Source organism: Pseudoalteromonas sp. R86517 (assembly GCF_042466295.1).
Taxonomy (GTDB): domain Bacteria; phylum Pseudomonadota; class Gammaproteobacteria; order Enterobacterales; family Alteromonadaceae; genus Pseudoalteromonas; species Pseudoalteromonas atlantica.
The window spans coordinates 182,396-198,485 of the sequence record NZ_JAXHCB010000003.1 but is presented as its reverse complement, the minus strand read 5'-3'; the positions used below and the strand labels follow the sequence as shown (position 1 = coordinate 198,485).

10 protein-coding genes are annotated in these 16,090 nt (G+C 41.6%); 5 read left to right on the top strand and 5 right to left on the bottom strand.

The window, feature by feature from the left end; genetic code table 11:
- Positions 1–105: 105 nt before the first annotated feature.
- Complete coding sequence (locus SJY38_RS17595; protein WP_004589538.1) at positions 106–2,496, bottom strand: TonB-dependent receptor domain-containing protein; 2,391 nt, start codon at positions 2,494–2,496, stop codon at positions 106–108.
- 163 nt (positions 2,497–2,659) lie between these two features.
- Positions 2,660–3,877 carry an MFS transporter gene (locus SJY38_RS17590; RefSeq protein WP_377110428.1) on the bottom strand — a complete coding sequence of 406 codons (1,218 nt, stop codon included), beginning with the start codon at positions 3,875–3,877 and terminating at the stop codon, positions 2,660–2,662.
- Between the two features lie 173 nt (positions 3,878–4,050).
- Between SJY38_RS17590 and gtfA the strand changes: the two genes are divergently transcribed.
- A complete protein-coding gene (gtfA, locus tag SJY38_RS17585; protein ID WP_095206589.1) occupies positions 4,051–5,523 on the top strand; it encodes a sucrose phosphorylase in 1,473 nt (490 codons plus the stop codon).
- 73 nt (positions 5,524–5,596) lie between these two features.
- Here the strand turns inward: gtfA and SJY38_RS17580 are convergent, their stop codons facing one another.
- The gene (locus SJY38_RS17580) at positions 5,597–6,628 is read right to left on the bottom strand and encodes a LacI family DNA-binding transcriptional regulator (protein ID WP_377110427.1); all 1,032 of its coding nucleotides are present in this window, start codon (positions 6,626–6,628) and stop codon (positions 5,597–5,599) included.
- Positions 6,629–7,003: 375 nt separating this feature from the next.
- Here SJY38_RS17580 and SJY38_RS17575 point away from each other — a divergent pair, with 375 nt between their 5' ends.
- Complete coding sequence (locus SJY38_RS17575) at positions 7,004–9,778, top strand: collagenase (RefSeq protein ID WP_377110426.1); 2,775 nt, start codon at positions 7,004–7,006, stop codon at positions 9,776–9,778.
- A 725-nt stretch (positions 9,779–10,503) separates the two neighbouring features.
- Here the strand turns inward: SJY38_RS17575 and SJY38_RS17570 are convergent.
- Entirely contained in the window at positions 10,504–11,724 is a 1,221-nt protein-coding gene (locus tag SJY38_RS17570) for a M24 family metallopeptidase (protein ID WP_377110425.1), read from the bottom strand.
- Positions 11,725–11,746: 22 nt separating this feature from the next.
- On the bottom strand, positions 11,747–13,039 hold the full coding sequence (locus tag SJY38_RS17565) for an NAD(P)/FAD-dependent oxidoreductase (protein ID WP_377110701.1): 1,293 nt from the start codon (positions 13,037–13,039) through the stop codon (positions 11,747–11,749).
- 266 nt (positions 13,040–13,305) lie between these two features.
- On the opposite strand from SJY38_RS17565, the gene SJY38_RS17560 reads away from it, so the two are divergent.
- The 3 genes from SJY38_RS17560 to SJY38_RS17550 are packed head-to-tail and all read left to right on the top strand — an operon-like array spanning position 13,306 to position 16,045.
- Positions 13,306–13,530 carry a hypothetical protein gene (locus SJY38_RS17560; protein ID WP_248461846.1) on the top strand — a complete coding sequence of 75 codons (225 nt, stop codon included), beginning with the start codon at positions 13,306–13,308 and terminating at the stop codon, positions 13,528–13,530.
- A gap of 3 nt (positions 13,531–13,533) precedes the next feature.
- Positions 13,534–14,535, top strand: a complete 1,002-nt coding sequence (locus tag SJY38_RS17555; RefSeq protein ID WP_248461847.1) for a 4-hydroxyproline epimerase — start codon at positions 13,534–13,536, stop codon at positions 14,533–14,535.
- Between the two features lie 13 nt (positions 14,536–14,548).
- Complete coding sequence (locus tag SJY38_RS17550; protein WP_377110424.1) at positions 14,549–16,045, top strand: aldehyde dehydrogenase (NADP(+)); 1,497 nt, start codon at positions 14,549–14,551, stop codon at positions 16,043–16,045.
- The last annotated feature ends 45 nt before the right edge of the window (positions 16,046–16,090 follow it).

Sequence of the window (16,090 nt, the reverse complement as noted above, 5' to 3'; positions counted from 1 at the left end):
TATCCTAAAAAACCCAGCAAAGCTGGGCTAAAACATGAAGGGTGTTATTTATTCATACTTTAAAAGGCGCTACAGCGATGACTCACTGCAGCGCAATACACACATTTAGTTAAAAGCGTATTTTAAAGTAACCGACGTAGTGCGGCCGTTAATAGTACGGGCACGAATAATGTCGTTTTCTGGTACTGAGCCTTCTTCGGCTTCTGTAATACCTACTGTATCGAATAGGTTGTTTACATTAAGCGCAAGGTTTAAGTTTTCTGATAAGTCGTAGCTTACAAACGCATTTACTTGCGTGTAGCCGTCAAACTTAAGGTCGTTGTTATCTTGTGCATAAGCATCGGTTGTACCAATAAAGCTTACACCTGCCGCGCCGTTATCGTAGCTGTAACGCGCCATTAGTGAGTAAATTAAATCCGCTTGGCGACGTGGTGTGTTACCTACAACTTCAGGGGTTAGCGCATCTTTTGCAATTTCAGCATCGGTCCAAGTAAAGTTACCTCTGAAGTCCCATGCATCCATAAAGTAAGTTGATTCAACCTCAATCCCTTTTGCTTCGTATTCACGGTCGAAAAAGGTTTGCGATGTTGCTTCAAAGTTTTGCTCTTCTGTTTCTGCGTAAAAGGCTGTTGCAAATACCGAGAACGAATCAAAGCGTTTTTTCACACCAATCTCAAATTGGTTTACTTCATCTACTGCATCTTCATCAGCTACGCTTCCGTCGCTGCGTACTTTACCAAATAATAAACGGTCTGCATTTGCGCGCCCGCCTTTACTAATACGTGCAAACGTAGCTAGGCTTGGGTCAATTTGATAGTTAGCACCTACAGAATAAGACGAGTAGCTCCAGTCGTAATTTACTGGGCTTGCATTAGCTATATCAATACCTGCTACGTTTTGCTCAGGAATAGAAATAGTACCGTCGCGGTTCATATCTACTGTTGAGGTTACGGCACCTGCGTAGTTACCGCGTGCTTCACCGCTGTCGTAGCGGGCACTTGCATCAATGCTTACATCACCAAGTTTTGTTGAAAACGCAACATACGGTGCGCGAGTGTCGTACTCGGTGTCGTAATCGCGCTGACAGCAGTTACCCCAATAAGGCGTGCCGTATGCATATAAACCATTTTCTGAATACTCAGTGCCATCGGCTGCGGTTACATTTAAAAGTGCCGCATTGTCGCCTTTAAGCTCCATTAAGTACGAGTTCCATAACCACGACATAGCAATGTTTTGCGTTGAGGCAAAGTAACCAAAGGTTAGGCTAGTGTCATCGCTAAACGATTTAGTTAGTTTAAAATCATTAACAATAGAGCCAAAGTCATTAAGCGTTACATCAAAAGTGTGAATACGCATGGCAAGTTCATCATTAAATGCTTCGCCTGTGTTTGCGTTACTCAGTGTTGCGCCTACACCACCAATGCTTTGTGCAATAGACGATGCGCTGCCAACCTCAGCAGGAATAAGCGAGTTAAAGTTGCCGCTAATTGACGATTTACGAAAACGGTTTTCGATACGCCAATCGTTATCTAAATCAAATACAGCTTCAAAACCTACCGCATCCACTTTAGGGTTCATGCCGTCGCGTAAATCGCCACTGCTAATTTGGTTTTCACCGTTTAAACGAACAGTTTTAGTAAATAACGCAGAATGCGGTGTATCTGATTGTGCATCAAACCCGGCAATAGAATCACCATTTGAGTACATTGGCATAGGTAAGTAACCTACGCTTTTGTCGTCTAAGTGTTTGTAGTAAAGGCGTACGTAGCCGTTTTCAAAATCTTTAGTAAGGTTAGCTTTAATTTGGCCACCTTTATTTGATGTGTAGCCTGTTTCGCGCGGGCCTTCGCCTTGGCGTACAAAGCCACCTACATGAAAACGCACGCTGTCGGTTAAATAGGTGCCGTATTCAAAGTCGGTGCGTACACTGTCGTAATCTAGGCCAACAGTAGTAGATACGCTACCCGATTCGTTTTCGCCGTTTTTAGAAATAAAGTTAATTATGCCGCCAGGTGCATTACTGGCTGATGTAGAGGCTGAGCCACCGCGAATTGATTCGATTGTTTGCACTGTGTTATCAAGGCGCATAAAAATATCGGCGTTACCAAAGGCAACATCACCAAACTGCATTACAGGCAGACCATCTTCTTGCAGTTGTAAAAACTTAGCGCCACCCGATGCTACAGGTAAGCCACGCACTGCAATATTTGCATTACCTTCACCGCCTGTTGATTCAGCGCGAACACCCGGAATAATTCTAAATGCTTCAGCCGTTGAGCGTGGCGTTGATACCTCAACTTGCTCAAGCGATAAACTGCTTACTGATGAGCTCGATGCCATAATAGTTGTGCGGCGAGGTACACCGGTAACAACAATTGTTTCAAGCCCTTGCTTAGCTTGCACTTTGGTTTCTTGCTCGTCTTGTGCATGAACGCCTTGACTTACTGCAAGTGCTAAGGCACTGATTAAATATAAAGGTGTGTGGTGTGTTGTCATGTTAACGCCTCATTGTGTTGTGTGAGTTTGTTATTTTTACTTAATCGATTAAGTAAAAATAACAAAGTTTTTACAATATGCAAATTATTTTTGTGTGTAATTTGCACTTTTTTTGTTTTTATATTGATTTTAAAGGTATTTTTATTCTGGCTTGAGCAGCCATTTATGCATTTTTAGTTAATGCTTTTGCCGCAGGGTCGCGGTAAAAGTTATAAAGCATGGCTAAAAATAAGATCACAGCAAAGCCGGTAGCTAAGTAAAAACCGTAGCGTACGTGGCCAAAGTAATCACTTATCATGCCCATAAATAAAGGCGCAAGTGCGGCCGAAAGCGCGGTAAAAAATAAAATAACACCCGCTACTGCACCATGTTGTGCAACAGGAAAGCACGATATACCTTTAGAGTTTAAAGTAGGGTAAACCATCGACATAAATAAACCCGAAAGCGGAAGCAAGCCTACCGCCCAATCAACACCGCCTACCAAAGTGCCTACATAACACAGTGCGATGCCTAAACTTAAATAAGCCATAACCCCTTGCCAGCTAAAGTGATTTAAAAGCCATACAGCAATAAAGCGCCCAGCAGCACGTAATACAAAAAATAGTGTAAGTGCGTAGGTTGCAAGTAGAGGCCACGAGCCTGTGTAATCTTTTAAAAGTGTTGGCATCCACACGTAAATAGCAACCTCGGTAGCCACATATAGTGCAATAGCCAACGAAAAACCAAGTGCGTACGGGTTTTTAATCATTTTCATGGTGGTGGCAAGTGAAGCGGGCTTTTCTGTGCTCTTAACAACACTTGGGTAGTCGGCGCGCCATGCCATTAACGCTAAAATTAAACACATAACGCCGGCAATAATGTACAGGTAAGTCCAGCTCACGTCTTGAGTAAGCAGTACGCCTACCAGCGCAGGGCCAACTATGGCACCAATACCAAAAAAGCCTTCTACTTTGTTCATGGTTTTAGTGTGCTCTGCGTTACTTGCAGATATATCGCCAAGTAGCGCTAGTGCGCCGGTTTTAAATAAACCAATGGCAAGCCCTATACAGCACAGCAAAATCAAAAACACCGAAAAGCTATTGCTAAAGGCAAACAAAAAACAGCTGAGCGAGAAAATAAGTAAGCCTAGCATTATGGTTTGTTTACGGCCTAGGCTGTCGGCTAAAAAGCCTAAAAACAAGCCACTAAAGGCAATAAGTGCCATAGGTGCATAATGAAAAGCACTGGCTTGGGTCATACTTAAACCAAACTCTTTGATTAGTTCAGGGATGATCATACCTACTGCATCTGAGGTCATCGCAAACATAAAAAACATCATGTAAGTGAGTATTCGTATGCGCTGCATTGGGTCGCTTTGCGAGTGTGTGTGTAAATTCGTCATGTGATTTTTCCTCGTTGTGGCTCAAGTTATAGTAATAACTCAATCACTTACTCTAGTTAGTATTACCGTTGCCACAACTTTTGTATGTAAAATATTTAAAAATTACTTGTAAAATTGTACGTGCTAGTTAAAGATATATCTTAATCGATTAAGTTTCAACTTGGTAATCACACATGATGAAGAATAAAGTTCAATTGATCACATATGCTGATCGAATCACAGGTCAAGATATAAACGCACTTACAACATTGTTAAAAGGTCCTCTGAAGGGCGTATTTGGTGGTGTGCACCTTTTACCTTTTTATAATCCTATTGATGGAAGCGATGCGGGCTTTGACCCGATTGATCACAGCGAAGTAGATTCTCGCATTGGTACATGGGCTGATATTCAAGCACTGGGTGAAAACCATGATCTAATGGCTGATTTAATCGTTAACCATGTATCGGCGCAGTCTTATCAGTTTCAAGATGTGCTAGCTAAAGGCAAGCAATCAGAATTTTGGGATTTGTTTTTAACAAAAGAAGACGTTTTTCCAAATGGTATGAGCGAAGCTGAGCAACAAGCAATTTATCGCCCGCGCCCCGGTAGCTGTTTTACGCCAATGCAGTGTGGCGATGGTCAAACGTATGACTTTTGGACCACGTTTACCGATAACCAAATTGATATAAACGTAAAAGTTGAAGCGGGTATAGCGTATTTAAATAACGTATTAACTAAGTTTTCTGAAAATAACGTAAATATTATTCGTTTAGATGCAGCGGGTTACGCAATTAAACAAGCCGGTACTAACTGTTTTATGCTAGACGAAACCTTTGGCTACCTAGATAACTTGTCAAAGCAAGCAAACGAGCTTGGCATGGAAACCATTGCTGAAATTCATAGCCACTACCAAACACAAGTAGAAGTAGCAAAGCGTGTAAACATGGTTTACGACTTTGCATTACCGCCGCTTATTTTACATAGCTTATTTAATAACGATGTAGATGCATTACTTAAATGGTTACAAATTTCACCACGCAACTGTTTAACGGTACTTGATACACACGACGGCATAGGCATTATTGATGCTGGCCCAATGGGCGACAAGCCAGGGCTATTAAATGCACAGCAAATAGATACCCTTGTAGAAACCATGCATGCCAACAGTAACAACCAAAGCCGCCAAGCTACAGGTGCTGCTGCCAGTAACGTTGATTTATACCAAGTAAATTGCACGTATTACAATGCATTAGGCGCTAACGATTTAGATTATTTGATTTCGCGTGCCATACAGTTTTTTGCCCCCGGTGTCCCGCAAGTGTACTACGGTGGTTTATTTGCCTGCGAAAACGATATGGATTTACTTGCGCGTACCAATGTGGGCCGTGATATTAACCGTCCGTATTTAAATAGTGAAACAATTGAGCACGCACTCAATAAACCTGTAGTAAAAGGTTTAATAGAGCTCATTAAATTACGTAATGAACACCCCGCTTTTGCAGGAGAGTTTAGTGCTCACGGTACACAGGGAATATGTTGTTTAACGTGGCAACTTGAAGATAAGTCTATTGCATTAAGTGTTAATTTTAAAACGCGAGATGCACTTATTACCCAAGTAAATGGTGATGAAGAAACAACGATAAGTTTAAACGCATTGTTAGCCTAACAGGCTATTAAAACATAAAAGCCAAGCTCTTGAGCTTGGCTTTTGTTTACCCAGTCCTTTTTAACATAACCTATTAACCACTTGCGCCAATATCTAGCTCGTAACTTACATCACATATTTTTTCTTCTTTAGATATAAATAGTTCGGCGGCCATTACGCCTTTTTCTTGGCTGTTTTGATGAATAGTGGTTAGGCGCGGCACAAAACGAGCGGCTTCGTCTATTCCATCAAAGCCGACAATACGCAGTTCTTCACCTATTTTTATGCCTTGTTTTATCGCTTCTCTCATGGTGGCAAGGGCAATTAAATCACTCATACAAATGATAACGTTAGGGCGGGGGGAGGCACTTAACACCTCTTTAGCGGCAATATTAGCAAAACGCTCGCTGCTCTCAGGTATATTCCAAATGCGGTCATCAGCTACGGTTATATTTGCCTCACTTAAAGCACGTTGATAACCCCGTAAACGTTGGTGCGAAATAGATTGCCCCGTTTCAAATTCGTGGTGCTCATATACGCGGCACAATACGTTTTCATCAAGTAATCTTAAGCCTAAAATAGCGACTTTATCGCTTTGATTTTTTAAAACATGCTTGGCTATTTCGTAACTTGCTTGCTCGTTATTAATATTTACTGAGGCATTGCGGGCTATATCAAAATCAATAGTTACCACATGTTTAGAGACCGTTTTTAACTGCTCTACTAATGCGTTATTTCGAGGGCGGCCATAACAAATAAAGCCATCTACAAAGTCGACCACACTGTTAAGGTTATCGCTATTACCAGAAAACAATAAAACATTAATGCCGTTTTTTTCAAGCACCGAGGTTACACCCCGCATAAAGCTGCTGGCCACAGGGTCCGACACCATATATTCCACGCTATCTGGCAGCACTAACGCCACAATGTTAAATGTACCACTGCGAAGCGATTGCGCGGCTTTATTGGGCCCGTAATAGCCCAAGGTTTTGCACGCTGCAAGAATATCGTCTCGGCGTTTAGCCGATAGCTGATCAGGGCGGTTAAACGCATTTGAAACCGTCGCATTAGACACACCTAACTCTTTGGCAATACTTTTTAATGTCCAACGGTTTTTTGTATTCATATAACTTACTCAAGGGAGGATGCTGGTTGAAAGAGTAAATTACCATATCTGGCTTTAAATCAAAGTGCTAATTATTTAAAAGAGTCGTTGTAAGACGCTCTTTTAAATATTGCGAGAGTTTAGTGTGCCAAACTGACCCACCCCTATGGGGTAACCTTTGAGGGAGTGATATTCAGCTTCACTAAATTAAATAGAGTTTGAACTAAGTAAAAATCAATACAAAAGAATTGGTTGAGATCGTTTTATCAAAACTAATATATTAATATTCATTAATGTTATATAAAATATATTGTATACAATGATAATGAAGTGTTAAAAGTTGTATCTCAATAACCAGTTCTGGATTAAGAACATACTAATCATCGAAGGTATAATATGAAAATTAATACACTGATTTTGGCGTTACCAATATTAGGTATGAGTTCAATGGCATTGGCTGACAAGGTGGAGGAGCGAACATTTAAACCTCAGACAGCCGTTGTAGAGCGTTTACATCATCATGGCGTTGAACAAAATCATAATGAAAAAGCACCGATTGCAAAAATGCAAAGCCAGCAAAAACTTTTTAATGCGCGTGTGATGACGATGCAAGCAGTCGCCGTTACGTGTGATTTGAATGCATTAGCAAACGCGAGCACATCAAGTATTATTACAGAAATTCAAAACCAAGGTACACAATGTATTAATGAGTTGTTTAGTGCCTCTGCATTAACACAAAGTCAGGTGTTTACGTCTGATAAAATGTTTGCTGTTGCAAATCATGCTAAGGCACTTTCACAGACTTATGCTGGCGGCGGAAATGTAGAGTTGGAAGCGCTATTTTTATACCTACGAACTGGTTTTTACGCTGAGTTTTATAATGACAATGTTAGTTTTGCAACGTGGGTCACCACCGCAGTTGTGGGGGCGGTTGATGCATTTGTTGCCAATAGTCATTTTTACGACGATAACGACGGTCATGCTAAAACGTTAAACGAAGTAATCATCACGATGGACAGCTCAGAGCAACAGCATCGTTACCTTGAAGTGGTAAAACAATGGTTGAGCCGTTTTAATGAAAGCTACGGCGCCAAGTGGAATGTACGAAGTGCAGTGAATGGTATCTTTACCTTGTTATATCGTGGTCAATGGAATGATGAATTTGTTACGGCAGTGGGCAAAGACACTGATTTAGTAACAAGGCTCAGTGCGTTTACTCAAAAACAATGGATGATTGGATCAGACGCACAGTACCTTATTGTTAATGCAGCAAGTGAACTTGCTCGGTTAAAGCAATACTCAGATACACCGATTCAAAGTGCTGTAGATACTGGTCTAAATGCTATTTTTTCAACGTATACTAGCTTTGGCTATGGTGATGCGGTTTGGCTTGCGGCAGCTGACTCGGTTAGTTATTACGCAGATTGTAATGATTATGGTATTTGTGGGTTTGTAGATAACCTGATAGGTCAAGCACTGTCACAAAGCTATAGTTGCAGCAGCACGATTAAAATTCGTTCGCAAAATATGACTGCTGCGCAACATGCCGCCGCGTGTGATGCAATGGGTGCTGAGGAAGGGCTATTCCATACTAAACTTGCCACTAATAACACCCCCGTAGCTGATGATAATAATAGCTTTTTACAAGTGAATATTTTCGATAGTAGCGACGATTACGGTAAATATGCGGGGGTCATTTTTGGTATTAATACCAATAATGGTGGCATGTATTTAGAAGGTGATCCATCCGTTGTTGGCAACCAAGCAAACTTTATTGCTTATGAAGCAAATTATGCAAATGCAGAGCATTTCGTTTGGAATTTAGAGCACGAATATGTGCACTATCTCGATGGGCGATTTGATCTGTATGGCGATTTTAACTCTCCTACAGAAGATGTTGTTTGGTGGTCGGAAGGGGTTGCTGAATACGTTGCTAATTTAAATGATAATGACGCCGCAAAAGAAACCATTAGTGATGGCTCACGTTTTACCTTAGCACAAATCTTTTCCACTACTTATGATGGTTTTGATCAAGACCGAATCTATCGTTGGGGTTACCTAGCTGTGAGGTTTATGTTTGAACGCCATTATGATGAAATTAATACTATGCTTGCCCATACCAGAGTGGGTGATTGGATTGCCTACAAAGCAAAAACAGAACAGTGGGAAAGTAGTTACGAAAGTGAATTTGTACAATGGTGCGATGATTTAGTTGCTGGCGCGCCTACAAATATTCCGCCGACCGTTCAAATCAACGGCCCATATTATGACGTGCAAAATAATGACGTCAGTTTTACCAGCAATGGCAGTATTGATAGCGATGGCTCAATTGTAAGTTATCAATGGAACTTTGGTGATGGCAGTAGCTCGAATCAGGCTAATCCACTTCACAGGTATATCAGTGAAGGGGAGTACAACGTAAGTTTGACAGTTACTGACAATCAAGGAGCAAGTCAATCAGCTATCACGACAGCGACCATCGAAAAAGATAGTAGTGCCGGTGATAACATATTGCAAAATAATCAAACAGTTCAGACTAACGGCGCGCAAAATGAGCTGCAATACTTTACTTTTGCCGTTCCGCAAGGTGCCAGTGAACTAGTATTTACAATTACTGGAGGAGAAGGAGATGCTGACCTGTATGTAAGCTATGAAGCGGCACCAACAGAGACCGTTTACGACTGTCGTCCTTATATTGGTGGTAACGAAGAGCAGTGCGCCATTGACCCAGCACAAGTTGGTACTTATCAGGTTATGTTACGTGGATATAATGCATTTGAAAATGTGCAATTAACAGCGTCTTATACGCCAGCCACTTCCAATGTGCCCGATGTATGTGCCACACAAGGCAGTCGTAGCAACGGTCGTTTAAATGATGGCGAAGCGGTTTGTTTAGGTAACAGCGGTCCGATGTGGTTTAGTCTTGCTGATTTGCAAAGTCAAAGTGGGATTGCAATCACCACGGCCAATGGTAGTGGCGATATAAGCCTTAGCTATGCCGAGAGCTCGTGGCCTAATGGCAATAACGAATTGGCTGAGTCAAATAATAGTGGTAACGACGAGTGTATTTATATTGCTAATTCAAGCCAATATTGGGGTTACTTAAAGGTATCAGGCTCAAGTCATGGTGTTAGTTTAGTCGTTGACTATAACAGTAGTGGATGTCGTTAATTACTCGCCCTATTAATGGTACTTTAAAGGAAAAGTTTATTCACACTATCTATGGAATAAAACTAAAACTGAAAAATGCCGATCAGTTTGCTCACTGGTCAGCATTGATTTTTTTGAAAGGTTTTTACACTATTTTTGTCTTCAAAAGGTTATATTGACTGCTTTTTGATGATGCGAATTTCTTCTCCGTCTACATCTAATAGTGCCGTGATCGTGATTAACATTGCTTTAGAAGTAGGGGGTAACTCAAACTCGTATTTCTTATCTTCATAAGGCGTGATTGCAACGTCCTGTTGTTGTGTATTTATTGGCGCAGCTTGGTCGTAAGGTGTCGCAGTAAAAGAAATAGTACCGTAGTAAGACCTGAATAAGGGCCAAACAAATGTGCATTAATTTGCCAAGTCTCTAGCGCGGAAAATGGTTAACCAACTGACCTACGCTTACCTTATAAAGTACATCCCACGTTTTGCCTAAGTGGGAGGTTTATGCCAGAAGCATAATGCTTCGCTTTGGTAAAGTACGTGATTTTAGACACTTATTTACCTCAAGCAGTTCACTGTAATAGCAGTACAAAACACTGCCCTATATGGTGAACAGCAAGAAGCGCCTAATCTCTGATGGAATGTTGCAAATTTATTATTAATTACTCAAAAACAAGCTAAGTGAAGTGAGTAGTGCCAGTGGCTGCATGGTTTTCGTATACATGCAGCAGAGAGTGTTATAAATTAACTGGTTGATTTAAATGGGTCGTCGATACTATGGGATGGCTCAGTAAACCACTTTGGCCCGTTGTCGGTCATATAAAAGTGATCTTCTAATCTTATACCAAACTCATTTGGTACAACGAGCATGGGTTCGTTACTAAAGCACATACCGGTGGCCAGAGGGGTTTTATCGCCGCCGACTAAATAAGGCCACTCGTGAATGTCTAAGCCAATGCCGTGGCCGGTACGGTGTGGGCACCCTGGCGTTTGATATTCAGGGCCAAGGCCTTGCTCAGCTAAATAATTACGAGCTCCAGCATCTACGGCTTCACATGTTTGGCCTATTTTTGCTGCATTAAATCCAGCTATTTGTGCCGCTTTTTCATAATCCCAAAATTGGCGCTGGCGATCACTTGCTTCGCCAAACACATAAGTGCGAGTGATATCAGATAAGTAATCGTGCACTTTACAGCCAGTATCAATTAATACCACATCGTCTTTTTTAAGAATTTGCGCGTCTTTTACGCCATGGGGAAAAGAGGTAGCAACACCAAATAACACAATGCAAAAATAGTTACCTGGGGCACCTACTTTTTGGTGCGCTTGTTTGATAAAAGCTTCTACTTCAGTGGTGCTAATGCCTTCATACAGCATACTGGCTGTGGCTTTATGTACCACTAAGGTCATATCCATTGCGCGTTGCATTAATGCAAGTTCATTGGTTGATTTGTGCATACGACAATGTGTTGTTACGGGTTGTGCGTTAACCAGTTTTAAGCCGCTTTGTGCTTTATTAATGCCATCAAAAATAAAAAACTGTGCACTTTCATCAATGCCGATAGTGCCATCTTTTGCAATGCCCATTTCGGTTATTACATCTACAAATAGCTGATATGGGCTTTCATGTTCTTGCCAACCATGAATTGGGCCATCAATCACTTTAAAGCCATTGAGTGAACCAATTTCAAAAAAAGGAGCAATATATTGTACATCGCCCTGTGCAGGTAAAATTGCTCCCACCAGTCTTTCACTGGCATACCAACGCATTCCCGTAAAATAAGTAAGATTTGTACCAGCGTTTAGATATATGGCGTCAATACCATTTTGTTGCATGTATACTTGAGCTTTTTTAATTCGTTCTAGGTGCTCTTGCGGTTGGATCGGGGTTAAATCGTCAGTCATATTAGATAAACTGGCAAGTGCTTGTTCTTGGGTATGGGTACCAATACCTTGGGCTATCATAGTGCTTTCCTCGTAAGTGTGACTATTGTGCAAGTGGGGCGTGTGAACTGCAAGCAGCTTGAGATGAAAAGCGGCTGATACAATATGGTTTTATATCTACGCTAGGTACTTGTTGTAAACACAAACTAGTTATTAGCTCACCTGTAATAGCACCTTGAGTTAATCCAAGGTGCTGGTGGCCAAATGCAAAAAATAAATTAGTGTGGTTAGGTGCTTCGCCTATGATCGGTAATGAATCGGGCAGTGATGGTCTGCAGCCCATCCACACGCTACTAGGTTGAAGTGTTACCGCTGAATGATTGAGCATTGCTTTGGCACTGGGTAATAATGCCAAAGCGCGTTTATTATTCATTTTACGTTCTGTACCTGCGAACTCTACTGTTCCAGCAATTCGTAAACCTTGGCTCATGGGGGTCATAATAAAACTGCGCTCTGCAGAGGCGACAGGACGAGATAGACCATAATTACTCGATAACATGCAATGATAGCCTCGCTCTGTATCAAGAGGTACATTGTAACCTAAGGGCTTGAGCAGTAATTTGCTCCACGCACCAGCTGCGATGATGACTTTATCGGCTTGAAATTTTTGGTCCGGGCAATTAATTTCATAGCCACTATAAACAGGTGAAACCTCAATCACTTTTTGTTGGCAAAACTGCCCACCTAAAGCTCTAAATTGCTCAGCTAAACTTAAGCAAAATAAATGAGGATCAACGCTGTGCGCTACCTCTTTAAAAAATAATGCATGCGTTATGGTTTTTGCTAAATTAGGTTCCAGTCGTTGTAGTTGTTCAGCATTGAGCAGCTCTACAGCGATACCGTGTGCTAAATATTTTTCAAACATAGCCTGTATTTGTGTAACTGGCGTTGTTTCGAAAGTGAGCAAGCTCCCTTTCTTTGTTATTAAATGATTTAATTTGAATTCATCTAGCAGGGTCTCGTAGGCTGTAATTGCACGGTGGTTGAGCGCCTGTAAAGCGTGGGTATTTGCTTTATAGGTTGAGCTAGCCATGTTATTAACAAACCGCCAAAACCAAGGTAGTGCTTTGATCACATAGCGCCAATCTATTCTTAGAGGGCCGAGTGGGTTTAATAGCATCATAGGCAGCTTTTTTAATAACGATGAGTGCGCTAAAGGAAATACTTGCTCTGTTGCAAAGTGCCCAGCATTCCCTTTCGAGCAGCCTTGAGCTAAGCCATTTTCATCATACAAAGTAACTGTAAAGCCAGCGCGTTGTAATTTTAACGCACAACAAATACCGATTATACCTGCTCCAACCACGCCAATATGTTGTGTTTTATTATCAGACAAAATGCTTACCTCTTTATGCAATATGTTTGTTGTGACGGATGTATTGTGTCTATCTCAAAATTGCATTTATTTTTTAAGTTACGAAATATGATTTTTCAATACTTGTTATTTAGCTTTATTGTTTTTTAAATTCAAATGCTTAATGTTTTTACTGCTGTTTTATAGATGCCCTTCAATACCACTAAAGAAAGGAATGATGAAATAGGATATTGATTATTGTATACAATATACTTACTATATCAAGCATAAACATCAATCAGGTAATTAAAATGACAGTAAATTGGCAAGAGGCCTTTGGAGCGTTTTCGGCTCAGTTTAATGCAGATGGCGCTATTCATTTTGCAAGTAGCGCAAACATGATCGATGAGCTAAATAATCAAACTGTTCACAGCATTATTAAGCTAAACGCATCAGATGAAAATGCAGCTGTTACCACGCTTTACACTAAAGCGATGGCAAGCGGTATTGACGTAACAAAATTAAAGTTGGATTAAGTTATGCTCAAAGGGACCTTTTTTTGTATTGACGGCCATACTTGTGGCAATCCCGTAAGGCTAATTACCAGTGGTCACCCGCAATTGAGCGGACAGAGCATGAGTGAGAAACGCCAAGACTTTTTTCAAAATCACGATTGGATACGCCAAGCGCTAATGTTTGAGCCTCGTGGTCACGATATGATGTCGGGCGGATTTTTATATCCGCCCACCACAGAAGACGGCGATGCCGCTATCTTATTTGTTGAAACATCAGGGTGCTTGCCCATGTGCGGCCACGGCACAATGGGTATTGTTACGTTTGCTTTAGAGCATGGTTTATTACATGCAAAAGTGCCCGGGACCTTGCTATTAGACACGCCAGCTGGACGTGTACAAATCAATTATGAAATGACCGATGGTAAAGTTCAGTGGGTAAAAATTTATAATGTTCCCGCGTACTTAGCATATCAGTCAATTGTAATTGAAGTACCTGAACTGGGCGAGCTTAAAGTAGATATTGCCTACGGAGGTAACTTCTACATTATTGTTGAACCGCAAGCCAATTACAAAGGCATTGAGCATTTTAGCGCTGGGCAAATTTTAAAGTACAGCCCGCAGGTGCGTGATGCCATAAACGCAAAAATAAAATGTGTTCACCCCCTTGACCCAACCGTTCAAGGTGCAAGCCATGTGTTATGGACAGGCACACCTAAAAATGCCAATTCACATGCCGCAAATGCTGTTTTTTATGGTGACAAAGCCATTGATCGCTCACCATGTGGAACAGGCACTAGCGCACGTATGGCACAGCTTTTTGCGAAAGGGCAGTTGGCCCAAGGGCAAGAATTTATCCACGAAAGTTATATCGGTAGCCAATTTATCGGCTGCATTGAACAGGTAACAGAAATCGCAGGCTTAACAGCCATTCTGCCAAGTATTCAAGGTTGGTCTAGAGTAACAGGCACAAGTGCTATCACAGTCGATGACGATGACCCATATGCATTTGGGTTTCAAGTAATATAATCAGGAGCAAAACATGACATTAACAGGACAAAGTTTAGTAGCAGGACAATGGGTTGGTGATTCAGCGAATGGTGAATTTAATGCATTTTCTCCCGCTGGTAATGAACCACTACCTACATGCTTTTTTAATCTCAGCGCCACTGAATTAAACGTTGCAATCGAAGCCGCACAATCAGCTTTTTATGAGTATCGTAAAACTAGCTATGCGCAACGTGCTGATTTTTTAAAGTGTATTGCAGATCAAATATTAGCGCTTGGTGATGATCTACTTGAGCAAACTCAGCAAGAAACCAACTTACCGCTTGCGCGATTGCAGGGGGAGCGCATGCGCACCGTAAATCAACTTAAAGCGTTTGCTAGTGCATTGCGCGAAAACCCTGAATCACCTTTGGGTTTAAAAATAGTGGATGAGGCCGATGCAACAAGATCACCGTTACCAAAACCACACACTGAACTTAACTATTTACCATTGGGGCCGGTTGCTGTGTTTGGTGCATCTAATTTCCCTTATGCCTTTTCAACATTGGGTGGCGATACAGCTGCGGCACTTGCTGCTGGGTGCCCGGTCATTGTTAAAAATCACACAGCGCACCCAGGAACCGGCGAGTTGATGGCACGTGCGGCGCTTGCAGCCATAAAAGAATGTGCGATGCCATTAGGCGTGTTTGCAATGGTGCAAAGTATGGAGTATGACATATCACATCAATTAGTTGCAGCGCCGGCAATTAAAGCGGTTGGCTTTACAGGCTCATTTAACGTGGCGAGTAAACTGCAAGAAACGATTGCTAAACGTGAAGAGCCCATCCCATTTTATGGTGAGCTGGGAAGTATTAACCCTCAAGTTATTTTACCCAATAAAGCCATTGAACAGAGTAAAGAAATGGCGCAGTCACTTTGCCAGTCAATGCTTATGGGTAACGGCCAGTTTTGCACCAGCCCTGGGCTTTGGTTAGTGCCAACCGGGTGTGATGAGCTTGAAGCACATATTACTGCGAGTATTAATGATGCACCATCTGACACTTTGCTCACGCCAGGCATTGTTAAAACGTTTAAACACCAAGTAGAAGAGCGAAGTCAACTTGCTCAAGTAAGCGTGTTAGGGAAAGGTAAGCTTGAGCAAACGTTCCATGCTAATGCACATGTATTCGTTTGTAATGCCGACGATTATTTAACAACCCCAGCGTTGAATGAAGAAATGTTTGGCCCTGCTGCATTAGTTGTGCGTTACGACAGTGAACAGCAACTCATGACATTAATTAATAAACTGCAAGGGCAGCTTACAGCCAGCGTTCATGGCACGAAAGCGGATTTAAGCAAAGCAGATAGCCTCATCGAAGCACTGCAATATAAAGTGGGCCGTTTGATAAAAAATCAGATGCCAACAGGTGTTGAAGTGTGTGGTTCAATGAACCACGGTGGGCCATTTCCAAGCTCAACGGATGTACGTAGTACCTCTGTAGGCACAAATGCAATGTTACGTTTTATGCGACCAATTTGCTATCAAGCATAAGATTCATTGGGCGGGATATGCAAATTGTATATTCCCGCTTTTCCT